The sequence below is a fragment of the Rhodococcus sp. SJ-2 genome (genome assembly GCF_053750035.1).
Window position 1 is genome coordinate 5366796 of record NZ_CM132340.1, and the last position, 22963, is coordinate 5389758.

Genomic DNA, 22963 nt, shown 5'->3' on the forward strand with positions numbered 1-22963 from the left:
CGATCGACTAGAGATCCGCCAGATCGCGGGCATCCTCGTCTTCCTGGCGACGACGCTCGCGGCGCCGGTGCCACACGATCACGGCGACCGCGGCGCCGCCGCCCACCAGCCCTCCGACGATCAGCCCGGCCCACGTCGCCGGATCCTGATCGAGCGGGGTGGACAACCGCGCGTAGATTCCGGCGATGCCTGCGAGATAGACGAGGGCCGCCATGATCGTCCGCGGACGCCAGGTCTTCGCCGTAGCGTAGATGTCGACATCGCAGGCGCGCGCGTACATGATCACCGCCATCGAGATCACGAACCACACGGCGAGAACACCTATCGCAATCTGCGCGCCGATACGACCGGCGAGCCACGGAAGCAGCGCACCACCGACGAGGGCAGCCCATTGCGCCAGTTGGAATCCCACCGCCGAGGCCTCGTTCCACACATCACGCTGACGTTCATCGTGGTAGAACTCGTCGTCCAGATCGCCGACGGTGCGGGCAGCTTTCATGAGCACGGCCATCACGGCTCCTCCTCGGTCAGTGGGAACAGTTCTTCGACGGTGGTTCCAAGGTTCCGCGCGAGCCGCAACGCAAGGTAGACACTGGGCGCGTAGTCGCCCTTTTCCGTCGACACGATGCTCTGTCGGCTGACGCCGACCTGCGCACCGAGCTCGGCCTGCGTGATCCGCATCTTCTTGCGGAACTCACGGACCCTGTTGTCCCTCGGCGTACCGGTCACACCGAAAAGACAAGCATTCTTGACACAAAATGTCAAGAATGCTTGTCTATTTCTGAAGGCGGGTTTATCCGGTGACCGGCACAACGGCGGCCAGGATCGCCTCCGTCCGCGCCTGTAGATGATCGAGATAGTGCGGATGTGTGATGATGTACGGCAGGTTCTGCTCGATCCCCCGCGCCACGAGTTCACCGGCCACCAGCGGCTCCATTCCGATGTCCCCGGAGCCCTTGATCGCACTGGCATCCTCGACATGTCCACCGATCCGAAGGGTGCTGGCATCGAGATTCGACCTCACCAGCCCCGGGCACAGCACCGAGACACCCACGCCGTGCGGCTCCATCTCCACTCTCATGGCCTCGGACAACGCGACCACCGCCGCCTTCACAGCACTGTATGCACCTCGCCCCGGCGCGCCCGCGAGCAGGCCCATCACCGACGCGGTGTTGACCATGTGCCCGACTCCCCGCTCCCGCATTTCTGCCCCGAAAGTGGCCGCCCCGTTGAATACCCCCATCAGATCTATGTCGACAAGGGTGTCGAACGTGGCCCGCTCCATATCGACGACGGACGGCCCGTTGAAGCCGATACCCGCGTTGTTGACGAGAATGTCGACAGGTCCGAACGCGGCTTCCGAATCCTCCTTGGCCCGCGCCCATGCGTCGCGATCACGGACATCGAGTGCAACGCCCCGGATTCGGGCACCGCGAGCAACACCACGGAAGCCGTCGCTCCGCGTCGCGACCACCGACTTTCGAGTTCGCTCGTCGATATCTGCGATGGTCACCGAAATACCGTGTCCTGACAATGCATCGGCGATGCCGAGACCGATTCCACTTGCGCCACCTGTGACGAGCGCATGTCGCGCCGAAGTCAACTTCATGACTACTCCGTCACCCAGAGTTCTTCCGGTCGCGGCGCGCCGAGGGTGTACAGATCGATCCCGTGCACGTTCTCGCCGTACAGGACGGAAGGCGACGCCTTGATGTACCACACACCCGGCACGAGTTCGGCCAACCGGGCCTGGACGGTGCTGTACGCAGCCTTGCGCTCCTCGTCCGACTCCGCGAGACGACCGGCGTCCAACGCGTCGTTGAGTGCAGGGTCGTCGAGGCCGGAGAAGTTTCCGGGCGAATCACCGTGGAAGGCGGTCCACAGCGCGTAGTCCGGGTCCTGGACGATCGCGGACGAGATGATCATGTCGAAGTCACGGTTACCCGCGCGGGCCGTGAGTGTGGAATAGTCCGCGACCTCGACTGCGACCTCGACATTGTCGAAGGCTTTCAGCTGCGCTTGCAGCGCCTCGCCCGCCGCCCGGGACTCCTGCGTCGGATAGGACAGGAAGGTGAACGACAGCGGTTTGCCGTCGGCCGCCAGTTCATCGAACAGTGCCTGGGCGGCATCCTTGTCGTGTGTCCACAACGGAACGTCCTCGAAGAACGGCGAACCGTCCACGAACAGGTACTCCGCGACCTCCCCGACTCCGTTGTAGACCACGGAGTTCAAGGCATCGCGGTCGACGGCCATGGAGACCGCCTGCCTGGCCCTGACATCGTCGAACGGCGCGCGGGCTGTGTTCATCACCATGATCTGGCCACCGCCGGTGGGCACGAGCTCGGTGCCCACACCCGCCTGCTCGGCCTTGTCGAGTGTGGCCCAACTGGCCTCCGATGCCAGGTCTGCGGTGCCGGTCGAGACGGCATTGAATCGCTGGCTCGTATCCGCCACGGTGGTTATCCGCAGCGTGTCGAGATACGGCTTGGGTGCGTCCCAGTAGTTCGGGTTCTTCTCCAGTTCGATCGCACCCTGACGGACCCAATCGACCAAGGTGAACGGGCCGGCCCCGACCGGGTTCTCGTCGAATGCCTCACGCCCCTTCTCGAGAGCGGTCGGCGAGGCGATCCAGTTCAGCGAGGTGGTGAGCATGCTCTGCGGGAAGTGCGGGTTGGGGCTCACGAGCGCGACCGACACCGTCGTGGGATCCTTCACCTCGACTCCAGCGATCTGACCCGCCACCCGGATCGCAGTGGAGCCGAGAGACGGATCACGAAGCCGGTCCCAGTTGTACTTGACCGCGGCGGCATCGAACGGTGTGCCGTCGGTGAACGTGAGGTCCGGACGCAGAGTGAGGGTGAAGGTCGCGCCCCCATCGGTGCTGGCGAAGTCGGTGGCCATCACATATTCGATCTCCTGCGTCTCGAGATCGTTGACGATCAGCGAGCCGTAGAGGGCGTTGCCCAGAGCGGGCTGATGCGCATAGGTGTTCGACAACGCGGCAGGGTCGAGGCTGCGCGGCTCACCCATCTGGATGACATCGAGAGAGCCACCCGCCACCGGGTCTGCCGTTTCTTCGAGCCCCCCTGAACCGGAAGTTCCCATTCCGGAGTTGTCGGCACCGTTGCCACCACAGGACGTCGAGATCAGTGCGGTGGCGCATGCCACCGCCACCACTGCAAGCACACGTTTCGATCGGAGCATTTCACCCTCTCGTCGGGGGAACGAAGAACACAGGTCCCACTCTTCGAATCTGGAATGTAATTCTGGATTGTGAGAATAGGGTGCCTTCACTCATGTGGCAAGGATCACATTCGTAGACACCCTGCGAATCACCTCGGCTGCGCGCCATCCGGCCTACAACGCCGGGCCCCTCCCGATCTTGCGGGCGCAACCCCGTGAGATTAGTCTTCTCGAAAAGCAGTAAGGAGATTCTCGTCACACACCGGACGGCCGACCCGGTCCGTCCGGACGCACACCGTGGGCGCAGCTCCGCAGCACGAATTCTCGGCCCGACCGAATTGCCGCCCGCCCCGCACTGCTGCGGCGTCTCGTCCCGCAGGCTCACGAGAGGATTTTCGATGAATATCGATGACATGGTGATGGTCAGCATCGACGACCACGTGGTCGAACCCCGAGACATCTTCGAGAAGCACTTTCCGAAGAGCCTCATGGACCAAGCCCCGACGCTGACCGCCCATCCCCGCAACCCCAACGTCGAGGCATGGCTGTTCCAGGGTTCTGTCGTCGGCAGCTCCGGCCTCAACGCCGTCGTTTCCTGGCCCAAGGAAGAATGGGGCATGGACCCCACCGGCTACGCCGAAATGCGGCCCGGCGTCTACGACATGGACATGCGCGTGCGCGACATGGACGCCAACGGCACCCTCGCCGCCACCCTGTTCGCCACCTTCCCGGGCTTCGCAGGCACCCACCTCGCCACCCTGCCCGACAAGAAACTCTCCCTTGCAGCCCTCAAAGCCTTCAACGACTGGGTGGTCGGGGAAGTCCCCGACACCCACCCCGGACGCTTCATCCCCCTCGGCATCATCCCGTTCTACGACGCCGACGAATCCGTCAAGGAAATCCACCGGCTCGCCGCGATGGGCTGCCGCTCCATCTCCATCCCGGAAACCCCCTACGGCGTCGGCGACGGCTACCCCGACTTCAAGTCCGGCTACTGGGACCCGATCTTCAAGGCCTGCGTCGACCACAACATCGTGCTCAGCCTGCACATCGGCGGCGGCATGAGCCTGGTCAAGCGCCCCACGGGTTTCGACCTAGACGACATGATGGTGCTCACCCCCCTGATCTCGACGATCTCCGCAACCGACATGATGCTCAGCGGCGCGTTCCAGAAATTCCCCGACCTCAAGGTCGCGATGAGTGAAGGTGGCGTCGGCTGGGTCGCACCCTGGCTCGACCGACTCGAACGCCACATCGTCAACCAGTCCTGGACCGGTGCGAGTTTCCTGCCGAAGGGCATGTCGCCCACCGACGTGTGGAAGAAGAACTTCCTCGCGTGCTACATCACCGAGCCCAGCGGCCTGAACAATCGAGAGCGTCTCGGTATCGACACCATCGCCTGGGAATGCGACTACCCGCATTCGGATTCCACGTGGCCGCGCTCCCCCGAGATGCTCATGGAGGAACTCGTCGCTGCCGAGCTCACCGACGAGGAGATCGACAAGGTCACCTTCGAGAACGCCGCGCGGTTCTTCGGCTGGGATCCGTTCGAGCACACGGCCCGTGAGCAGGCCACCGTCGGTGCCCTGCGGGCACGCGCACAGGACGTCGACATCAGCGAAACGTCCAAGCAGGAATACCGCCGGCGCTACGAGCTCGCAGACTCGGCAGCCGGTTCGTAACTGTCCGGAAGCTCGGATGCGCGGTGCCCGCCGAGACGAGATCGGCGGGCACCGCGTGTCGTAGTGGAGCTTCCCTGTGGAACGTTTTCACGGAATGTGAAGGGTCAGGCGTCCTTACGCCATAGCAATGCGTGCAGGCATTCGACCGCTTCCTCCGGCGATTCGACGTCGAGTACGCCCCCCGCGGGCATCTTCCAGCCTCCGATCGACACGACCGGTACCCCCGTGCGTACGGCCAACGCGATCTCGCTCATCGTTCCCCAGCTCCCGCCGACCACCACGAGTGCGTCGCTGCTGCGCACGAGCAGCGCGTTACGCATCTCTCCCAGGCCGGTCGGGATCGCAACCGTCAGGTACGGATTACCCACCACCCGGTCGTCCTCGGGAAGCAGCCCGAGCGTGGTCCCACCCGCCTCGATCGCCCCCCGGGAGGCCGCGGCCATGACCCCGCCGAGACCGCCGGTGACAACGACTGCTCTGCGGCCGGCGAGCAGACCGCCGACCTGACGGGCGACTCGCCGTTGCTCGGGAGTCGCCTCGCCCGGACCGACGACACCGACATAGCGCTGCGAATGCATATCGGGATTGTCCACTACCCCAAGGGTGAAAGGGCACCTATCCCCGGTTTTCGGATTCCACCGGCAGGGGAGCTCACGTCACCGTGCCAAGGCACGCACCCTGGTGACATGCCCGCTTCTCACCATTCGACTCGTCTGCGGCACACTACGGTGTACACCGACGACGGCGTGCCCCTTGCAGTCACCGCCGCCGGCCCCGACACAGCGGAAACGACGTTCGTGTTCGTGCACGGCCACTGTCACGACACCGACATCTGGTCTCGGTTGCGTCAGGCCCTGTTCTTCGCGATGGGCCGGCCGGTGCGGATGGTGTTCTTCGACCATCGTGGCCACGGCCGGTCCGGTGCAGCACCCGCCGAGACGTACACCCTCGACCGGATCGGGCGCGATCTGGGTGTGGTGCTCGACGCCGCCACTTCCGGACCCATCGTCCTGGTGGGGCATTCGATGGGCGGCATGGCGATCCTGTCCTATGCGCGTCAACATTCGACCGACATCAGCACGCGCGTCGCGGGAGTCGCATTGATCTCCACCGCGGCCGACGATCTCGCTCTTTCCGGGCTCGGGCGGTATCTGCACAGCCCGGTGGTGGAGTTGTTCCGCCGGGCTGTGTCCCGGGCACCGGACACCACACAGCGAATCGCGCGGTGGAGCGGCCGAGTGGGACTGCCCGTAGCCGGTGCGCTGCATCGTCGCCGCACCGTGTCGTCGAGGTCGGATGCCTGGGTGCTTACGGTGCTCGCATTGCTGTGCAGCGACACGTCGGTGGTCACGATCGCGGGCTTTCTCCGGTCCTTCGCAGTGCTCGACGAAGCCGCGGCTCTCTCCGTTCTGACTCACCTCCCGTCACTTGTGCTGTGCGGATCCCATGACGAGCTGACGCCGTTCGAGCTGTCAGTCGGTGTGGCGGCGCGGCTGGCGCACTCGGAACTCGTACGCATCGAGGGTGCCGGTCATTCGGTCACGGTCGAGCATCCCGACGCGGTGGCCGCGGCGCTCAGAGATCTGGCCGATCGGGTGTCCCGTGCCCGAACAGCCGCAACAGAGGTCACAGGTCGCGTTCGCTGACCACACCCGTGTGCATCGCAAGTTCGGCAAGACGCACTCGCTTGCGGTTCTGCGGTAGATCCTCGACTCCGAACTTCGCGAACAGTGTCCGCAGATGTGTTTTCACGGCGTCCACACTGAGATACATCTCCGAAGCAATGGTCTGGTTCGACGCGGGCGACGCGAAGGCCACCCCGTGTTTGTACGGACGACACAGCGCACGCAGGACCCCGCGCTGGATTTCCGTCAACGAGTTCACCGTGGGCAGCTCTGTGGCCATGCGGGTAGCCTCGTCGGGGCCCGCTCCGATCTCCTGGAAGCGCAGGCGGTGCGAACCGATACGGATACTGTCGCCTTCACGCAACCGCCGGCGCCCCGCAATCCGCTCACCGTTGACGAAAGTTCCGTTGCGCGAGAGCCCGTCGTCGAGGATGGTCCAGTCGGTGCCGAGCCACTCGACCACCGCATGCAGGCGCGAGACCTCGTCGTCGCCGGGAAATGCAACATCGGCGTCGGTAGCGCGGCCGATCGTCACCCTCGGAGTCTGCGACGTCAACACCACATGGTGCTGATGCCCACGTTCGTCGAGGTACGTCAGACGCGGATCGAGCGCGTCGCTCACCGAGGTCTCCTGCACACGGATCAATCGTGCGCCCGCGCGAGGTGTTCGGCAAGGACACGCCGCCACTCGTCCCGCGCGCTCGACGACAATGGTCAGGTGAACCGACATCGCGACCAGAAGCCAGCTACCGACCATCCGTGCCCGTGTGGACGCGGAATCCGATTCTCCGACTGCTGCGGGAGGTTGCTCGACGGCGGTGTCGCATCGCGACCCGAGGAATTGATGCGGTCGCGGTACACGGCGTTCGTACTCCGCGACACCGCGTACCTGCTACGGACATGGCATCCGTCGTCCCGGCCCGCATCGCTCGACCTCGACCCCGGGACCAGGTGGACCGGTCTCGAGATACTGCGGACGACGGGCGGCGGATTCCTTCATACAGAGGGCACGGTCGAGTTCCGGGCGCACTACATCGCGAGCGGAAGCGCCGACGTCCTGCACGAACACAGCCGTTTCGTCCGTGAGGACGGCGCCTGGCTGTACCTGGACGCAACCGGCGGCCGGTAGGTGTGGGCAGGTTTCAGGGATTCGGGCTCAGCGCAACAGCGTCGTTCGCAGGGTGTCGGCGAGCCACGTGCGATACCGGTCGACGTCCCATCCGCAATCGCGTCGCAGCAACGCGTGTACCTGCGGGGAGCTGAGGGTGTAGAGCACGTCCGCGGCATGGTCGACGGTGACGTCGGTACGTAGCCATCCGCTGCGGTGCAACCCCTCGGCGAGGGTTCGCGCATTCTCTGCGGTAGCGCGCGCGTCGTCCTCGGCGAACCGCAACATGTCGGGGTCAGCGCCCGACGATTCGATCGACGTGATCAGTAGGCCACCGGCACGCTCGAGCATCGCCGCTCCATACCCCACCACCTGGTCGATGACGGCGGCTGCGGCGCCCGACGCGCGCGGTGACCGCGACTGAGGCGAGCCGGGAGTACTCGGGTCGGCGTCGGCCGCATCCCCGGTGACGGCGGCGTCGAGCGCTTCCCGGAACAGCTGGGCTTTGCCCTCCGGGAAGGCGGTGAAGACCGTTCGCACTGCGACACCCGCTTCGCCGGCGATCTGTTTGACGGTGGTGCTCACGTACCCGTTGCGCTCGAACAATGTCGCCGCGGCATCTCGGATCGTTATGCGTGTGCGGCGCGCAGCCTCATCCCGCAACGGTGAGCTGTACGTTCTCTTGGCTGCGGACATCGAGTTCAGCCTAACAGTATCGACTGCATTGCCGGTGCACCGGAAAGGTGCTGCGCCACGCTCACGAACAGGGCATGCTTGGCCTCGTGCACACCTTCGAGGTCTGGGCTCCGATCCCGTCGTCCGTTCGCCTCCACGTCGACGGCGAGCTCCATCCGATGGATCGAGGGGACGACGGCTGGTGGCGCGCCGCCGTCGATGCCTCCCCCGGGTCACGCTACGGCTACGTTCTCGACGACGACGAGAACGTGCTGCCCGATCCCCGTTCCCAGCGGCAGCCGGACGGCGTACACGGACCGTCACAGTTGCACGGGATCGATCCCGACCGCTGGACCGACCGCGCCTGGACCGGACGACAACTCGCGGGCAGCGTGCTCTATGAACTGCACATCGGCACGTTCACCGAGAAAGGCACCCTCGACGCCGCCATCGAGCATCTCGACGATCTCGTGGCCCTCGGAATCGACTTCGTCGAGTTGATGCCTGTCAATGCATTCAACGGCCCCCGCGGATGGGGCTACGACGGAGTGCTCTGGTATGCGGTACACGAACCGTACGGCGGCCCCGACGCACTGCAACGGTTCGTCGATGCCGCCCACGCCCGCGGCATCGCCGTGGCGCTCGACGTGGTCTACAACCATCTCGGCCCCTCCGGAAACTACCTGGGCAGATTCGGTCCCTATGTATCGGAGAAACCGGGAATCTGGGGCGAGAGCATCAATCTCGACGGCCCCGGATCCGGTGAGGTGCGTCGCTACATCATCGACAACGCCCTGCGCTGGTTCAGCGAGTTCCACATCGACGCGCTCCGGCTCGACGCCACCCACGCGCTGATCGATCAGACCGCGGTGCACGTGCTCGAGGAGCTGTCGGTCGAAACTCTGCGTCTGTCCGCTCATCTCCGTCGTCCCCTGAGCCTGATCGCCGAGAGCGACCTCAATGATCCCCGAACGATCACACCCCGGTCCGCAGGCGGATACGGCATGCACGCACAGTGGGACGACGACGTCCACCATGCGATTCACACCGCAGTCTCGGGCGAGAGCCAAGGCTACTACGGTGATTTCGGTTCCCTCGAGTGTCTTGCACGTACCCTCGGGCACGGCTTCTTCCACGCGGGCACGTTCTCGTCGTTCCGTGGCCGCGTGCACGGACGCCCACTCGATGTGCGGCGGGTACCGGCCAGTTCGCTGCTCGCGTACACGTGCACCCACGATCAGGTCGGCAACCGAGCCCGCGGCGACCGGCCGGGCGGCTATCTCGATCGGGGGCAACTCGCGGTGAAGGCCGCACTCGTTCTCACCTCGCCGTATACCCCGATGTTGTTCATGGGCGAGGAATGGGGGGCAAGCACCCCATTCCAGTACTTCACCTCGCACCCCGAACCCGAACTCGCGAGGGCCGTCGTCGAGGGACGCCGACGAGAGTTCGGTGAACACGGATGGGACATCGACGATGTCCCGGATCCTCAGGATCCGGAGACCTTCCGCCGATCGATCCTTCGCTGGGACGAGCGCACCGATCCCGAGCATGCGCGCTTGCTCGACTGTTACCGGCAGCTGCTCGAACTGCGTCGCTTCCGCGCCGAACTCACCGACCCCTGGCTCGAGCACCTGCAGCTGACATACGACGAGGACGAACACTGGATCGTGGTGCATCGCGGTGCGATTCGCGTGGTCTGCAATCTCGGTGGTGATCCTGTGACCGTTCCTGTCGGTGGCCGACCACTGCTCTGGTGGGACGACCCCGTCATGAACCGGACGAAATCGGCGGTACTGGTGCCGGGACATTCGTTCGTCGTACTCGAATCCTGAACTGCCGGTTGACCGAACAGTCAACATCTGCCGAACATCTGCCCCACGATCCCCCTTGATCAAGCCTCGAGACCGCGCGTACCGTCAGAATACCGCCGAAATTTTTCGAGGTGAATCGTGATGGAACCCAAGAAAGTACTGGCGAGCGCCTTTCTCACAACCGCTCTTGTCTTCACACCCATGGCCGTGGCCACCGCAGCCCCGGCAACGGACTCGGCTCCGGGCGTAGTCGATGTCAGACACAACGACCGCGGCTGGGATCACGAACGAGGAGGGCACCACGACAACGATTGGAACAAGGACCGCAACCACCGCGATTGGGATCGCGGACACAACGATTGGAATCGCGGACACTTCTGGCGTCCGAATTGCTTCTGGTTCGGGCCCTGGCTCGTATGCATGCCCTGGTGAGTTCGGGTAACGAGTCCTATGTGAGGTAGCGGTAGGCGGGCGAGCCCGGCTCGAGCCGGCCCGCCTCGAGCGGCGATGTGTCCATTCGATGCAAGAGCGCCGAAAGATCCTCCGCTGCACCGAGTTCGATACCGACGAGCGCCGCACCGGTCTCACGGTTGTTCCGTTTGACGTACTCGAACAGGGTGATGTCGTCATCGGGGCCGAGCACTTCATCGAGGAACCGCCGCAGCGCTCCCGGCTCCTGAGGGAAGTTCACGAGGAAATAGTGCTTGAGACCCCGGTGAACGAGTGATCGTTCGACGATCTCTCCGTACCGGGACACATCGTTGTTGCCTCCGGAGACCAGACACACAACTGTTGCACCAGGTTCGATCGACAGATCCTCGAGCGCCGCGACCGCGAGCGCGCCCGCGGGTTCGGCGATGATGCCCTCGTTCTGGTAGAGGTCGAGCATCGACGTGCACACCGCACCCTCGTCGACCTGGGTCATGCCGAACGGGGCATGCCCGAGACCTTCCGCACGCAGGCTCGCGACGAGCGGCAGACTCGAATGCGACACCACCTCGGCACCGAGTTGCGACACCACCGCGTACGGGACGTCACCGATCCGCTTGACAGCGGCGCCGTCGACGAACGGTTCCACCTCGGGGAGGGTCACTGGGCCCCCGGCGACCAGTGCAGCGGTCATGGATGCCGCACCGCGGGGTTCGACGCCGACGATCGCGGTACGGGGGGATCTCTCGCGCAGGTAGGCCGCGATACCCGCGATCAGTCCCCCGCCGCCGACCGGTACCACGAGCACATCCAGGTCGCCCGGGAGTTGATCGATGATCTCGCGGGCAATGGTCCCCTGCCCCGCTGCAGTACGGACGTCGTCGAACGGCGGGATCATCGTCGCGCCGGTGCGTTCCGCGTCGTCGGCCGCCGCAGCAGCGGCGGCGTCGAAAGTATCCCCCACGGCGATCAGTTCGACGAACTCACCGCCGTGCACCTGGATGCGGTCACGCTTCTGCTTCGGGGTCCGCGCGGGCACGTAGATGCGGCCTGCGACTCTCATCGTCCGGCACGCGTACGCGACACCTTGCGCATGATTACCCGCGCTGGCCGTCACAACCCCGGCAGCACGTTCCCTATCGTCCAGCTGGGCCATCGCGTTGTAGGCGCCACGCAGTTTGAACGAGCGCACACGCGTCAGATCCTCGCGCTTGAGGTAGACGTGCGCACCGGTGAGAGCCGACAGCCGAGGGCTCAGTTCGATAGGGGTAGGTGAAACTGCCTCCGCAATTCGCTCCGCCGCAATGTCGATATCGGCCGCAGTCGGGACGGCAGTCATGTGCGTTGGTTCAGCGGTTCGCCAGGTGGAGGTCACTGTTCAATGCTGCCACTTGCCGCTCGGACTGCCCACGCGACCCCCTTCGCGGTCGGTCAGGATCGGAACTGGGACGGTCTCGGCAGGTTTCGTATATTCGATTTCGCCATCTTCACCGCTTCACCCACCCCCTCGTTCATCACCAGCCTCGACATGGCGAGAGCGAAGCCCTTCACCTGCTCACCGGTGATCGTCGGGGGGAGCGACAGCGCCAGCGGATCGGTCACGACGTCGATCAGCGCCGGTCCGGGATGAGCAAATGCGCTGCGCAGTGTCTGCTCCACCTCCCCTGGGTCCGCTACTCGGCGCGCGTAGAACCCGAGCGCTTCGGCCACCCGCGCATAGTCGACTGCCGGCACATCCACGCCGAAGTCTGCGAGGCCGTCGACGAGCATCTCGAGTTTCACCATGCCGAGGGTCGCATTGTCGAACAGGACGATCTTGACCGGTAACCGATGCATGACCACGGTGATCAGTTCCCCGAGCAACATCGACAGACCACCGTCTCCGCTGACGGAGATCACCTGCCGGTCGGGTGCCGCGAACTGGGCACCGATCGCGTGCGGCAGCGCATTGGCCATCGACCCGTGCAGTGCGGACGACAGAAAACGTCGGCGACCGTTCGGGGTGAGATACCGGGCCGACCACACGTTGCACATACCGGTATCGGCAGTGAACACCGCGTCGTCGGAGGCGAGGTCGTCGAGAATCGACGCGACGTACTCGGGGTGAATCGGCTTCCGCTGCTTGACAGGTGTCGTGTACGCGCCGACAACCTTGTCCATCAGATCGCGGTGACGCTCGAGTGTGCGCTCGAGGAACTTCCGGTCGGACTTGCGCCGAATCAACGGTTTCAACGCCTGCAAGGTCGAGGCGGTGTCACCGTGCACTGCGAGATCCAACTCGGTGCGACGGCCGAGCCTGCTCGCATCGATGTCGATCTGCGCCGTGCGCACGTCCGGGAGGAACTGCTCGTAGGGGAAGTCGGTACCGATGAGCAACAGCAGGTCGGCACCGTGCATACCGTCGTGTGCGGCGCCGTAGCCGAGTAGGCCGGTCATTCCTACATCGAACGGGTTGTCGTACTGGATCCATTCCTTGCCGCGCAGGCTGTGCCCGATCGGCGCTGCCACTGTCTCCGCGAGGTCCAAGACCTCTTCGCGTGCACCGCGAACACCCGCGCCGGCGAAGATCGCGATCTTGTCGGCGGCATCGATCGCCTCGGCCAGCGCTCGTACGTCCGACTCTGCGGGCACGACGGTCGGGGCACTTGTACGGACCAGTCGCGGCGCCGGCCCTTCCGAGGGCAGTGCCGCGATGTCACCGGGCAGGGTGACGACGGCAACACCCGGCCCGGCGAGTGCGTGCGACATCGCGCTCTGCAGCACCCGAGGAGCTTGCGCTGCAGCGCTGATCAGCTCGGTGTAGGTGGAGCATTCGACGAACAGACGGTCGGGATGGGTTTCCTGAAAGTATCCGGAGCCGATCTGGGTGGACGGAATATGTGAGGCGATGGCGAGCACCGGCGCTCCGGATCTGTGCGCGTCGTAGAGCCCGTTGATCAGATGCAAGTTGCCCGGCCCACACGATCCCGCACACACCGCCAGCTCCCCGGTGAGCTGTGCATCCGCCGCAGCAGCGAATGCCGCAGCCTCCTCGTGACGCACGTGGATCCAGTCGATACCGCCCGACGCGGTGCCGCCGGTACGGCGCACGGCATCCACGACCGGGTTCAGACTGTCACCGACGATTCCGTAGATGCGGCGCACACCCGCATCGACGAGTTGACCGACCAGCTGATCCGCGACGGTCCGCGCAGCCATGCCCGGCCTACTTCCGTTCGAGGACGAAAACGGGGATCTGACGATCGGTCTTGGCCTGGTAGTCGGCGTAGTCGGGGAATGCAGCCACCGCTCGGTCCCACCACAGCGTCTTCTCGTCGCCGTGCAGTTCGCGCGCCACCATGTCGTGCACCTCGGTACCGTCTCGCAGTTCCACCTGAGGGTTCGCAACGACGTTGTAGTACCAGACGGGATGTTTCGGTGCCCCGCCGAGCGAGGCCACAACCGCGTACTCCCCGTCGTGTTCGACTCGCATCAACGGAGTCTTGCGTACTTTTCCGGTCTTGGCGCCGCGCGTGGTGAGGACGACGACGGGCTTGCCATTGAGGGTGGTACCGGCGGTACCGCCGGAAGACTCGTAGGTTTCGACCTGGTCGGCGGCCCATTTCGACGGGCTGGGTTCGTATTCTCCGGTGAGAGGCATACCTACCAGTGAACACCGCGGGGTGATCCGGCACACCCAGGACCAGAAGTTCGTTGACCCGAATTCTTCTATGCGTCTACCCTGAAGGAAGACTTTCCTCGACCGGAGGTGCCACTCCATGACGACCCTCGACCTGCGGCCCCGCAGGACCGCTCGCGTGGCCGGTGTCGACATCGCCGGCACCGAATGGCCGCTCTACAAACTCGAGGCTCTTGCTGTCGGCGCCCTGCTGCTCATTGCCCTGTTCGTGATCACAGGTACCGCACAGATCGCTGTGCTCACCGCCGCGGCGGCCACCACCGTCACGTGGTGGGTGCGCCTTGCGTACTACCGGCGCACTTCCCACTAGCGGCCACCGCCCGCGACCTCAGGTCGCGAGACATCCCGGTCCGAGCAGTGCCTTGAGGTCGCCCATCAATGCCGACGACGGTTCCACGCGCAGACTGTCGTCGAGCTTGAGCAGAGTCACCTTACTGCCTGTGATCAGCCGGACGTGGACGTCCGCGGTGCCGGGGTGCCTGGTCAGTACATTCTTGAGCGCTCCGACCTTGTCGGGAGTGCACAACCGGGTCGGCATCGCCACCGACACCGGCTTGGCCACACCCACCTGGGAAAGATCCGGTACCGCAAGATCATTGGCGATCAACGAGATTCGGTCGTCGCGGATCGACACGCGCGCTTTGACGAGCACAACCGAGTCCTCGACGACATCCATGCCGTACACCGCGTACGACTGGGGGAAGAAGAGCACCTCGATCCCACCGGTGAGATCCTCGAGCTGTGCGGACGCCCATGCGAGACCGTTCTTGTTGATACGGCGGTTCACGGAGGCGAGAATTCCGCCCACCGTGACCTGAGTGCCGTCCTTGAGACCGCCCTCGAGAATCGCGGGGATCTGCGTGTCGGCCTGGGACGCGAGCACGTGCTCGACACCGTTGAGCGGGTGGCCGGACACGTAGAGTCCGAGCATCTCCCGCTCGAGCGCAAGAAGGTGCTTGCTGTCCCACTCCTCGTCGGGGATCCGGACGTTGAACACCGACGCAACCGATTCGTCGGCGTCGGCACCACCGAACAGGTCGAACTGTCCGATGGCCTCGGCCTTCTTGGTGCTCATCACAGCATCGATGGCGTCGGCATGCACGAGCATGAGGCCCTTGCGGGGATGCTTCAGCGAGTCGAATCCGCCCGCCTTGATGAGCGATTCGGTGACCTTCTTGGTGCACGCGACCGTGTCGATCTTGCCCAGATAGTCGGAGAAGTCGACGTACCGACCCTTCTCCTCGCGTCCTCTGACGATGGACGCCACGACATTCGTACCGACGTTGCGGACCGCGCCGAGCCCGAACCGGATGTCTTCACCGACCGAGGTGAAGTTGGTGTGCGATTCGTTGACGTCCGGCGGCAGCACCGTGATGCCCATCTTGCGGCAGTCGGACAGGTACACAGCAGCTTTGTCCTTGTCGTCACCAACGGACGTCAGGAGTCCTGCCATGTACTCACCGGGGTAGTTCGCCTTGAGGTACGCCGTCCAGAAGGACACGAGGCCGTAACCGGCCGCATGCGACTTGTTGAACGCGTAGCCGGCGAACGGGAGGATGGTGTCCCACAGCGCCTTGATCGCGTCTTTGCCGTAGCTGTTGGCGAGCATGCCCGCTTCGAAGCCCTCGAACTCCGCGGCGAGGACTTCGGCCTTCTTCTTACCCATGGCGCGACGCAGAATGTCTGCGCGTCCGAGGGAGTAACCGGCAACCTTCTGAGCGATCTGCATGATCTGCTCCTGGTAGACGATCAGACCGTAGGTGTCCGCGAGGATCTCCTTCAGGGGCTCTTCGAGCTCCGGGTGGATCGGCTTGACTTCCTGCCGTCCGTTCTTGCGGTCCGCATAGTCGTTGTGCGCGTTCATGCCCATCGGGCCCGGGCGATACAACGCGAGCACGGCAACGATGTCTTCGAACCCCGTCGGCTGCATTCGCCGCAGGAGGTCGCGCATGGCGCTACCGTCGAGCTGGAACACCCCGAGGGTGTCGCCGCGCGCGAGCAGTTCGTAGGTCGCAGGATCTTCGAGCGGCAACGTGTCGAGATCGAGTTCGATCCCGCGGTTGTCCCGGATGTTGTCGATCGCATCACCGATGACAGTGAGGTTGCGCAGCCCCAGAAAATCCATCTTGAGCAGGCCGATGGCTTCACACGAGGGATAATCCCAGCCGGTGATGATCGCACCGTCCTGCGCGCGCTTCCACAGGGGGATCGCATCCATGAGCGGCTCGGACGACATGATCACCGCGCACGCGTGCACACCCGCGTTGCGGATCAGACCCTCGAGTCCCTTGGCGGTCTGATAGATCTTCGCGATGTCCGGGTTCGAGTCGATGAGCGATCGGACTTCGACGGCTTCCTTGTACCGCTCGTGCGTCGGGTCGGTGATGCCGGACACCGAGATGTCCTTCGCCATGATCGGCGGCGGAAGCGCCTTGGTGATCTGGTCGGCGATCGCGAACCCCGGCTGACCGAACTGGACGCGCGCCGCGTCTTTGATCGCAGCCTTGGTCTTGATGGTGCCGAACGTGATGACCTGCGCGACCTTGTCGCTGCCCCACTTCTCGGTGGCGTAGCGGACCATCTCTCCGCGACGGCGATCGTCGAAGTCGATATCGATATCGGGCATCGACACGCGTTCGGGGTTGAGGAATCGCTCGAACAGCAAGCCGTGCGGGATGGGGTCGATGTTGGTGATCCCCATGGCGTATGCGACGAGCGATCCTGCCGCTGAGCCTCGACCGGGGCCGACTCGGATCCCGACGTCCTTGGCGTGGTTGATCAGGTCGCCGACGACGAGGAAGTAGGCGGGGAACCCCATCTCGTTGATGACACTGATCTCGTATTCGGCGCGCCGCAGGTACTCCTCGGGGACAGGCCCGTGCGGGAACCGGCGGTCGAGGCCGCGCATGACTTCCTTGTGCAGCCAGCTGGCCTGCGTCTCTCCCTCCGGAACCGGGAAGATCGGCATCCGATCGTGGTGCTCCCACACCTCCTTGTAGGACTGCACGCGCTCGCCGATCAGCACGGTGTTGTCGCACGCTCCGGGAACCTGGCTGTCCCAGAGCTCGCGCATCTCCTGCGCCGACTTGAGGTAGTAGCCGTCACCGTCGAACTTGAATCGGGTGGGATCCGACAGGGTCTTACCGGTCTGGATGCACAGCAGAGCTTCGTGGTTCTCTGCGGCATCCTTGGTGACGTAGTGGCAGTCGTTGGTCGCCAACGGCGGGATCCCGAGCTTGTTACTGATCTCGAGGAGGCCTTCGCGGACACGCCGCTCGATCGACAGGCCGTGGTCCATCAATTCGAGGAAGAAGTTGTCCTTGCCCCAGATCTCCTGCCACTTCGCGGCAGCCTCGAGTGCCTCACGGTCGTGACCGAGACGCAGGCGCGTCTGGATCTCACCCGAAGGACATCCGGTGGTCGCGATGATCCCCTCGTGGTGCTGTGCGATGAGCTCTTCGTCCATGCGGGCCCACTTGCCGAGCTGCCCCTCGATCGACGCAAGCGAAGAGAGCTTGAACAGGTTGCGCAGGCCGGTCGCGTTCTCTGCGACCATCGTCATGTGCGTGTAAGCACCCGAGCCCGACACGTCGTCGGACTTCTGGCTGGGGTCGCCCCACTTCACTCGCTTGGTGGAAAAGCGTGACTCGGGCGCGACATAGGCCTCGATCCCGATGATCGGTTTGATACCGGCTTTCGTCGCGGAGTTGTAGAACTCACTGGCGCCGTACATGTTTCCGTGGTCGGTCATACCGACAGCTGTCATCTCGAGCCGTTGGGCCTCGGCGAACAACGGCCCGAGCTTCGCCGCGCCGTCGAGCATCGAGTACTCGGTGTGATTGTGCAGATGAACGAACGAGTCAGCCACGCGTGCCTCTCCCGGAAAGTCTGTGGGCAACGACGAGTCTAGGCGCTCGGTGCAACGTCATCGGACAGGCACACCGGTGTCCGACAGCAGACGGTGATGCGTGCTACTCCACACTCGTCGCTGTCGCGCGGAGGCCGCGCTCACGCCGCACGTGGGCCAGCGCATCAGCGCTGAACACCACGAGCGCCGCCCAGATGAGCGCGAATCCGATCCACCGTGAAGCAGGCATGTCCTCGTGCAGAACCATCACGCCCCACACCATCTGCAGACTGGGTGTGAGGTACTGCAGCATGCCCATCGTCGCGAGTGGCACCCGATGCGCCGCAGCCCCGAACAGCAACAACGGCACCGCGGTCACCAGTCCCGCCGACATCAGCAACAGCGAGTGCCCGATGCCGTACCCGGCAAAGGTTCCGGAACCGGTGACGCCGAGAAAGACGAGATAGACCACTGCGAAAGGCATCGCGACGATGCCCTCGCCCGCCAGAGACGTCCGCGGGTCGAGAGGCACGATCTTCTTGAGCACGCCGTAGGACGCGAACGAGAAAGCGAGAATCAGCGCGAGGAACGGTGGACGCCCGTAATCGACGGTGATCACCACCACTGCGACGGCGGCGGCGATCAACGCCACGATCTGCGCGGGCCGGAGCCGCTCGCGGAAGAACAACACACCGAACACGACACTCACGAGCGGGTTGATGAAGTATCCGAGTGCGGCTTGGATGACCTGCCCGGAGACCACAGCGTAGATGTAGACACCCCAGTTGACGGCGATCGCCGTCGACGCTGCCGCGACGAGTGACCAGGTACGCGGTCCGAGATGACGCAGGCCGGAAAGCCGACCGAGAACCGCGAGCAGCAACATCATCAGCACGAGCGTCCACACCACGCGATGGGCGAGGATCTCCACCGCCCCCGCGGGCGCGAGCAGTCCGAAGAACGCCGGAAACAATCCCCATGCGGCATACGCGCCGATGCCGCAGAGCACACCGGTGGCCGTCGGGTCATGTGGTTTGGTGGACAATCGTCGGCTCCTACGGCTCGCCGTCGTCAGCGCCGGGGGCCACCGTGTCGATATGTTCGGGCAACAGTGGTCTCACCGAGAACCTCCCGGCCACCGCATCCGACGGCAGCGCTTCGACCGCCCGGACTTCGGGAGCGGTGGCCGCCGTTCGTAACTGGTCACCGGTACCTCGTACGACGATCCCCACCACGCATGCGCACTCGGCCGCGAGTCGCTCCGCGGAGACGGCAGCGATCAGACCCGCGCGATCGCTTGCTGCAGCGGTGCTGCGCAACCGCCCTGCAGCGACGTCCGGAGCGCGCTGCAGCGCCTCCGGATGCGCCGACACGGCGACGGTGACGAACGGGGTCTGCACCCGGTCGATCGGCACCCGGAAGAGGACCTGGGCGACGCGCAGGGTGCCCGGCAGCGCGGCAACTGCGGCGACATCCAGCGGTTCGACGAACGACACGAGCGCCCAGCTCGGGTCCGGTCCGAGTTCGGTCAGAGTCGACTCGGCGCGGCCCAGATAGTCCGCGACCTGCTCTCCGTTGTCGGGGCCGAGCGCGTCGGTGCGCACCGACGCCGGACGGACCGGGTTGAGCACACCGGCGAGGAGCACCGCGAGCACCAACGCAGCCGTCGCCGACCATGACACAATCCGGGCCATGGCTCAGGCGTTGCGCAATACGTCGAGTGCGTGCTCGAGGTCAGCCGGGTATTTGCTGGTGATCTCGACCCAGTTCCCGCGGGTCGGATGCGCGAATCCGAGAGAGCGTGCGTGCAGCCACTGGCGTTCCAACCCGAGACGAGCCGCGAGACGCGGATCGGCGCCGTAGGTCAGGTCTCCGCAGCACGGGTGCCGTAGAGCGGAGAAGTGCACACGGATCTGGTGGGTGCGGCCGGTCTCGAGGTGGATGTCGAGCAGGCTCGCCGCTTGGAACGCTTCGACGGTGTCGTAGTGCGTGATGCTGGGTTTGCCGTCCGCCGTGACCGTGAACTTCCAGTCGCTACCTCGGTGCCGCCCGATCGGGGCGTCGATGGTGCCGCTGCTCGGATCAGGGTGGCCCTGCACGAGTGCGTGGTACCGCTTGTCGATGGTGCGCTGCTTGAATGCGCGCTTGAGCACGGTGTACGCACGCTCGGAGGTCGCGACGACCATGACGCCCGAAGTGCCGACGTCGAGCCGGTGCACGATGCCCTGCCGTTCGTGTGCACCCGAGGTCGAGATGCGGAAGCCAGCGGCGGCCAGACCACCGATGACCGTCGGACCCGTCCAGCCGACACTCGCATGCGCGGCCACACCGACGGGTTTGTCGACAGCGACGATGTCGTCGTCGGAGTAGAGGATCTCCATACCTTCGACGGGCTTCGCGTCGATGGTCAACGGCCGCGGAGGCTCGGGCAGGACCACTTCGAGCCACGATCCCGCAGAGAGTCGATCCGATTTGCCCATCGGCGCACCGTCCATGATCACGGAGCCCTCTTCGGTGAGCGCAGCGACCACCGTGCGGGACAAGCCGAGCAGACGGGCCAGTCCGGCATCGACCCGCATCGCGTCGAGTCCGTCCGGTACGGGCATGGCCCGGGTCTCCCTCACTGACGTTCTTCCTTTCCGTTGGATTCCGATTCGCTGTCCCCTGCGCTGTCCGGTAGGGCTGCGTCTGCCGGTGTCGCTGTGTCCCGGGAGTTCGCACGTGTTCCGTCGGGCTCGACGCCGAACACCGTCAACGCGACGAGCAGGATCGCGCCGCACACGATCGCCGAATCGGCGACGTTGAACACGGGCCACCATCCGACCGACACGAAGTCGACGACATGCCCCTGCAGCGGCCCGGGAGAGCGGAACAGCCGGTCGGTGAGATTTCCGAGCGCACCTCCGAGCACCAACCCCAACCCCAGAGCCCACCACAGCGAGCGCAGCGTCCGGCCGATCTTGATCACACCGATGACGACCCCGATCGCCACCAGCGTGAGCACCCACGTCATGCCGGTCGCCATCGAGAACGCGGCGCCGGGGTTGCGGATCAGCGTCAATGTCACGGTGTCGCCGATGACCGAGATGGGATCGGACGGGTCGATGTAGTGGACGGCGGCAATCTTCGTGATCAGATCGGCCACGTAGATCACCGCTGCCACGACGAGCAGATTGCGCAGCCGCCTCGGTCCCGCCTGCGCTTTCACCGGGGGATCCGGTGCGGGCGGTTCCGGCGTATCGAACGCAGGATCGGGCCGGGAAGCTTCGTCACTCACTCCGCCATCATCCCCTACCCAGCCGAGGAAGCGGCCACCGCGCCCGTCGTGGCTACCCTGGTGACGTGCCTGTGCTGTCGAGATTCGCCTATACGAGGCCGTGCGCCTTCGCCGCCGTCCTGTCGCTCACCGCGCTCGTCACGGGATGCGGTGATTCGCCCGACGGCACTCCCGCGGTGACCGCCGCGTCTTCGACCGAGGTGACGGTGCCCGTGTCCGCTGTGACCGCGACAGTGCTCGATGCGGGAGCCGAGCCCCGCGAGGTTGTGCGATTGACGCCCGCAACCGGTACCGAACAGAGCGTGATCCTGACCACGCGCTCCGAGGTGCACCAGCAGATCGGCGATCAAGCGGCGCAGGACTTCTCCACCCCTGAACTGACGACACCGCTGTCCGCGACGGTCACCGAGTCGGTGGCCGAGGGAGCACCCGGCACCGTGGTCGACCTGATACTCGGTGATGTCAGTACCCCCGACCCGCACCTCGAGACATCCCTCACCGAGGTCCAGGGGTCCGGAGCCGGGCTGACGATGGGCCCCAACGGTGCGGTCAGTGCGCTGCGACTCGAACCGGGGACCGCGGTACCCAACGTGGCGCGCTCAGCACTCGAACAGGCCTTCTACCAAGCGGTCTACCGGATGGTGGCGTTCCCCGACGAAGCGATCGGTGTGGGCGCGGTGTGGGAGAGCCACCAACAGGTGATGAGCGCGGGAATCACGATCGATCAGGTCGGCACGGCTACTCTCGTCTCCCGCGACGACGACCGGATCCGCGTGGATGTCCGCGTCGAACAGATTCCGCAGGAGTCGACCTGGATGTTGCCCAACGGACAAGGGCAGCTGTCCGTCGAGGAATACACGATGGCAGGCGACGGAACGATGACGATCGACCCGAGTAAGCCACTGCCCGTTCAGGGCGACTTCACGGTGAGCGGTGATCAGACCTATCTCGACCCGAATGGCGAAACTCGGTTGTCGCAGTCCCAGGTGGACCGGGTGGGCTGGCACACCCCGGGAAATTGAGCCGGTCCGGTCGACTGGTCACCGAAGCGGCGGTGGCCGACGCGGATCTCCGCGCCGGCCACCATCCCCGTCTCATGAAATGAGACTGTTCTCAGGAACTTACGGGCACGCGGGCGTCTGCAGGGCCGCCAGCGACACGATCGCACACGCGTTGTCCTGCGACAGCTTCCAGTAGCCGTCTTCAGCAACGAACATGACCGTGCCCGTGGATACCTGATCGCCGATGGCGGTCTCGATACCCGCAGTCGCAGTGCCGTCCTCGTTGTCGTTGATATCGATGATGGTGACCTTCGCACCGGCCTGCTGCGCGGCTGCTGCGACCTGGTCGATCAGGGTCGGATCGAGCTCTGCACCCTGCACGAGGTTCTGCTTCTCCTCGGCCGGAATGCTGCCGTCGAAGGCCTGGTCGAGCATGGTCTGCAGTTCCTCGACGGTGGGCACCGGCGGGTACTCGGATGCAACGGCCTCCGACGTCGTGGTCTCTGCCGTCGAGGTTGCCGCGGTCGTCTCGGTCGAGCCTCCGTCATCCGAGCTGCAGGCAGTCATCGTGAGGGCGGCGGCGAGCGCCACCGTAGCGACGGTGATCTTGCGAAGCTTCAAAATTCTCGTCCTTCTCGTTCTC

Annotated in this window: 23 protein-coding genes; 7 read left to right on the forward strand and 16 right to left on the reverse strand. The window is 64.9% G+C overall.

Going from position 1 to position 22963, the window contains the following annotated elements; translation table 11 throughout:
* Positions 1 to 7: 7 nt before the first annotated feature.
* The 4 genes from ACSYG9_RS25065 to ACSYG9_RS25080 form a co-directional block, all read right to left on the reverse strand.
* On the reverse strand, positions 8 to 511 hold the full coding sequence (locus ACSYG9_RS25065) for a DUF2029 domain-containing protein (protein WP_440125000.1): 504 nt from the start codon (positions 509 to 511) through the stop codon (positions 8 to 10).
* On the reverse strand, positions 511 to 729 hold the full coding sequence (locus ACSYG9_RS25070; RefSeq protein ID WP_440125001.1) for a helix-turn-helix domain-containing protein: 219 nt from the start codon (positions 727 to 729) through the stop codon (positions 511 to 513). The genes ACSYG9_RS25065 and ACSYG9_RS25070 overlap by 1 nt, the downstream gene beginning before the upstream one ends.
* Before the next feature lie 64 nt (positions 730 to 793).
* Positions 794 to 1609 (reverse strand): SDR family NAD(P)-dependent oxidoreductase, encoded by an 816-nt coding sequence (locus ACSYG9_RS25075; protein ID WP_440125002.1) that lies wholly within the window; start codon positions 1607 to 1609, stop codon positions 794 to 796.
* A 2-nt stretch (positions 1610 to 1611) separates the two neighbouring features.
* Complete coding sequence (locus ACSYG9_RS25080) at positions 1612 to 3204, reverse strand: ABC transporter substrate-binding protein (RefSeq protein ID WP_440125003.1); 1593 nt, start codon at positions 3202 to 3204, stop codon at positions 1612 to 1614.
* 377 nt (positions 3205 to 3581) lie between these two features.
* Here ACSYG9_RS25080 and ACSYG9_RS25085 point away from each other — a divergent pair, with 377 nt between their 5' ends.
* Positions 3582 to 4865: an amidohydrolase family protein gene (locus tag ACSYG9_RS25085; protein WP_440125004.1), complete on the forward strand. Its 1284-nt coding sequence runs from the start codon at positions 3582 to 3584 to the stop codon at positions 4863 to 4865.
* Positions 4866 to 4969: 104 nt separating this feature from the next.
* Here ACSYG9_RS25085 and ACSYG9_RS25090 read toward each other — a convergent pair whose 3' ends face one another.
* Positions 4970 to 5458, reverse strand: a complete 489-nt coding sequence (locus ACSYG9_RS25090; RefSeq protein WP_454840364.1) for a TIGR00725 family protein — start codon at positions 5456 to 5458, stop codon at positions 4970 to 4972.
* Positions 5459 to 5551: 93 nt separating this feature from the next.
* Between ACSYG9_RS25090 and ACSYG9_RS25095 the strand changes: the two genes are divergently transcribed.
* Positions 5552 to 6511, forward strand: coding sequence for an alpha/beta fold hydrolase (locus ACSYG9_RS25095; RefSeq protein ID WP_440125005.1), 960 nt, complete (start codon positions 5552 to 5554; stop codon positions 6509 to 6511).
* Here ACSYG9_RS25095 and ACSYG9_RS25100 read toward each other — a convergent pair.
* On the reverse strand, positions 6492 to 7112 hold the full coding sequence (locus ACSYG9_RS25100; RefSeq protein WP_454840367.1) for an FHA domain-containing protein: 621 nt from the start codon (positions 7110 to 7112) through the stop codon (positions 6492 to 6494). The two genes, ACSYG9_RS25095 and ACSYG9_RS25100, sit on opposite strands and share 20 nt — an antisense overlap.
* A 96-nt stretch (positions 7113 to 7208) precedes the next feature.
* On the opposite strand from ACSYG9_RS25100, the gene ACSYG9_RS25105 reads away from it, so the two are divergent.
* Positions 7209 to 7619 carry a YchJ family protein gene (locus ACSYG9_RS25105; protein WP_440125007.1) on the forward strand — a complete coding sequence of 137 codons (411 nt, stop codon included), beginning with the start codon at positions 7209 to 7211 and terminating at the stop codon, positions 7617 to 7619.
* A gap of 27 nt (positions 7620 to 7646) precedes the next feature.
* Here ACSYG9_RS25105 and ACSYG9_RS25110 read toward each other — a convergent pair whose 3' ends face one another.
* Positions 7647 to 8294 (reverse strand): TetR family transcriptional regulator, encoded by a 648-nt coding sequence (locus ACSYG9_RS25110; RefSeq protein WP_440125008.1) that lies wholly within the window; start codon positions 8292 to 8294, stop codon positions 7647 to 7649.
* An 86-nt stretch (positions 8295 to 8380) separates the two neighbouring features.
* On the opposite strand from ACSYG9_RS25110, the gene treZ reads away from it, so the two are divergent.
* Entirely contained in the window at positions 8381 to 10108 is a 1728-nt protein-coding gene (gene treZ / locus ACSYG9_RS25115) for a malto-oligosyltrehalose trehalohydrolase (protein WP_440125009.1), read from the forward strand.
* 120 nt (positions 10109 to 10228) lie between these two features.
* Positions 10229 to 10519: a hypothetical protein gene (locus tag ACSYG9_RS25120; RefSeq protein ID WP_440125010.1), complete on the forward strand. Its 291-nt coding sequence runs from the start codon at positions 10229 to 10231 to the stop codon at positions 10517 to 10519.
* A 16-nt stretch (positions 10520 to 10535) separates the two neighbouring features.
* Here the strand turns inward: ACSYG9_RS25120 and ilvA are convergent, their stop codons facing one another.
* The 3 genes from ilvA to ACSYG9_RS25135 form a co-directional block, all read right to left on the reverse strand.
* The gene (ilvA, locus tag ACSYG9_RS25125) at positions 10536 to 11855 is read right to left on the reverse strand and encodes a threonine ammonia-lyase IlvA (RefSeq protein ID WP_169686468.1); all 1320 of its coding nucleotides are present in this window, start codon (positions 11853 to 11855) and stop codon (positions 10536 to 10538) included.
* 92 nt (positions 11856 to 11947) lie between these two features.
* Positions 11948 to 13714, reverse strand: coding sequence for a pyruvate dehydrogenase (locus ACSYG9_RS25130; RefSeq protein WP_440125011.1), 1767 nt, complete (start codon positions 13712 to 13714; stop codon positions 11948 to 11950).
* A gap of 7 nt (positions 13715 to 13721) precedes the next feature.
* The gene (locus ACSYG9_RS25135; RefSeq protein WP_440125012.1) at positions 13722 to 14156 is read right to left on the reverse strand and encodes a nitroreductase family deazaflavin-dependent oxidoreductase; all 435 of its coding nucleotides are present in this window, start codon (positions 14154 to 14156) and stop codon (positions 13722 to 13724) included.
* 118 nt (positions 14157 to 14274) lie between these two features.
* On the opposite strand from ACSYG9_RS25135, the gene ACSYG9_RS25140 reads away from it, so the two are divergent.
* On the forward strand, positions 14275 to 14505 hold the full coding sequence (locus tag ACSYG9_RS25140; protein ID WP_440125013.1) for a hypothetical protein: 231 nt from the start codon (positions 14275 to 14277) through the stop codon (positions 14503 to 14505).
* 18 nt (positions 14506 to 14523) lie between these two features.
* On the opposite strand, the gene dnaE is transcribed toward ACSYG9_RS25140, so the two are convergent.
* The 5 genes from dnaE to lspA all read right to left on the reverse strand — a co-directional run bounded on the left by dnaE (position 14524) and on the right by lspA (position 21319).
* Positions 14524 to 18063 (reverse strand): DNA polymerase III subunit alpha, encoded by a 3540-nt coding sequence (gene dnaE / locus ACSYG9_RS25145; RefSeq protein WP_440125014.1) that lies wholly within the window; start codon positions 18061 to 18063, stop codon positions 14524 to 14526.
* 103 nt (positions 18064 to 18166) lie between these two features.
* Positions 18167 to 19087: an EamA family transporter RarD gene (rarD, locus tag ACSYG9_RS25150; protein WP_440125015.1), complete on the reverse strand. Its 921-nt coding sequence runs from the start codon at positions 19085 to 19087 to the stop codon at positions 18167 to 18169.
* Positions 19088 to 19097: 10 nt separating this feature from the next.
* Positions 19098 to 19736, reverse strand: coding sequence for a hypothetical protein (locus ACSYG9_RS25155; RefSeq protein ID WP_440125016.1), 639 nt, complete (start codon positions 19734 to 19736; stop codon positions 19098 to 19100).
* 3 nt (positions 19737 to 19739) lie between these two features.
* Positions 19740 to 20648 (reverse strand): RluA family pseudouridine synthase, encoded by a 909-nt coding sequence (locus ACSYG9_RS25160; RefSeq protein ID WP_440125017.1) that lies wholly within the window; start codon positions 20646 to 20648, stop codon positions 19740 to 19742.
* Between the two features lie 14 nt (positions 20649 to 20662).
* Entirely contained in the window at positions 20663 to 21319 is a 657-nt protein-coding gene (gene lspA, locus ACSYG9_RS25165; protein WP_454840372.1) for a signal peptidase II, read from the reverse strand.
* A gap of 65 nt (positions 21320 to 21384) precedes the next feature.
* On the opposite strand from lspA, the gene ACSYG9_RS25170 reads away from it, so the two are divergent.
* On the forward strand, positions 21385 to 22341 hold the full coding sequence (locus ACSYG9_RS25170; protein ID WP_440125019.1) for a hypothetical protein: 957 nt from the start codon (positions 21385 to 21387) through the stop codon (positions 22339 to 22341).
* A 99-nt stretch (positions 22342 to 22440) separates the two neighbouring features.
* On the opposite strand, the gene ACSYG9_RS25175 is transcribed toward ACSYG9_RS25170, so the two are convergent.
* The gene (locus tag ACSYG9_RS25175; RefSeq protein ID WP_440125020.1) at positions 22441 to 22941 is read right to left on the reverse strand and encodes a hypothetical protein; all 501 of its coding nucleotides are present in this window, start codon (positions 22939 to 22941) and stop codon (positions 22441 to 22443) included.
* Positions 22942 to 22963 lie beyond the last annotated feature (22 nt).

What these genes read in the sequence shown, in the direction of transcription:
- ACSYG9_RS25065 (WP_440125000.1), bottom strand. Translation starts at nt 511, where the DNA reads ATGGCCGTGCTCATGAAAGCTGCCCGCACCGTCGGCGATCTGGACGAC.
- ACSYG9_RS25075 (WP_440125002.1), bottom strand. Translation starts at nt 1,609, where the DNA reads ATGAAGTTGACTTCGGCGCGACATGCGCTCGTCACAGGTGGCGCAAGT.
- ACSYG9_RS25080 (WP_440125003.1), bottom strand. Translation starts at nt 3,204, where the DNA reads ATGCTCCGATCGAAACGTGTGCTTGCAGTGGTGGCGGTGGCATGCGCC.
- ACSYG9_RS25085 (WP_440125004.1), top strand. Translation starts at nt 3,582, where the DNA reads ATGAATATCGATGACATGGTGATGGTCAGCATCGACGACCACGTGGTC.
- ACSYG9_RS25095 (WP_440125005.1), top strand. Translation starts at nt 5,552, where the DNA reads ATGCCCGCTTCTCACCATTCGACTCGTCTGCGGCACACTACGGTGTAC.
- ACSYG9_RS25110 (WP_440125008.1), bottom strand. Translation starts at nt 8,294, where the DNA reads ATGTCCGCAGCCAAGAGAACGTACAGCTCACCGTTGCGGGATGAGGCT.
- ACSYG9_RS25120 (WP_440125010.1), top strand. Translation starts at nt 10,229, where the DNA reads ATGGAACCCAAGAAAGTACTGGCGAGCGCCTTTCTCACAACCGCTCTT.
- ilvA (WP_169686468.1), bottom strand. Translation starts at nt 11,855, where the DNA reads ATGACTGCCGTCCCGACTGCGGCCGATATCGACATTGCGGCGGAGCGA.
- ACSYG9_RS25130 (WP_440125011.1), bottom strand. Translation starts at nt 13,714, where the DNA reads ATGGCTGCGCGGACCGTCGCGGATCAGCTGGTCGGTCAACTCGTCGAT.
- ACSYG9_RS25135 (WP_440125012.1), bottom strand. Translation starts at nt 14,156, where the DNA reads ATGCCTCTCACCGGAGAATACGAACCCAGCCCGTCGAAATGGGCCGCC.
- ACSYG9_RS25140 (WP_440125013.1), top strand. Translation starts at nt 14,275, where the DNA reads ATGACGACCCTCGACCTGCGGCCCCGCAGGACCGCTCGCGTGGCCGGT.
- ACSYG9_RS25155 (WP_440125016.1), bottom strand. Translation starts at nt 19,736, where the DNA reads ATGGCCCGGATTGTGTCATGGTCGGCGACGGCTGCGTTGGTGCTCGCG.
- ACSYG9_RS25160 (WP_440125017.1), bottom strand. Translation starts at nt 20,648, where the DNA reads ATGCCCGTACCGGACGGACTCGACGCGATGCGGGTCGATGCCGGACTG.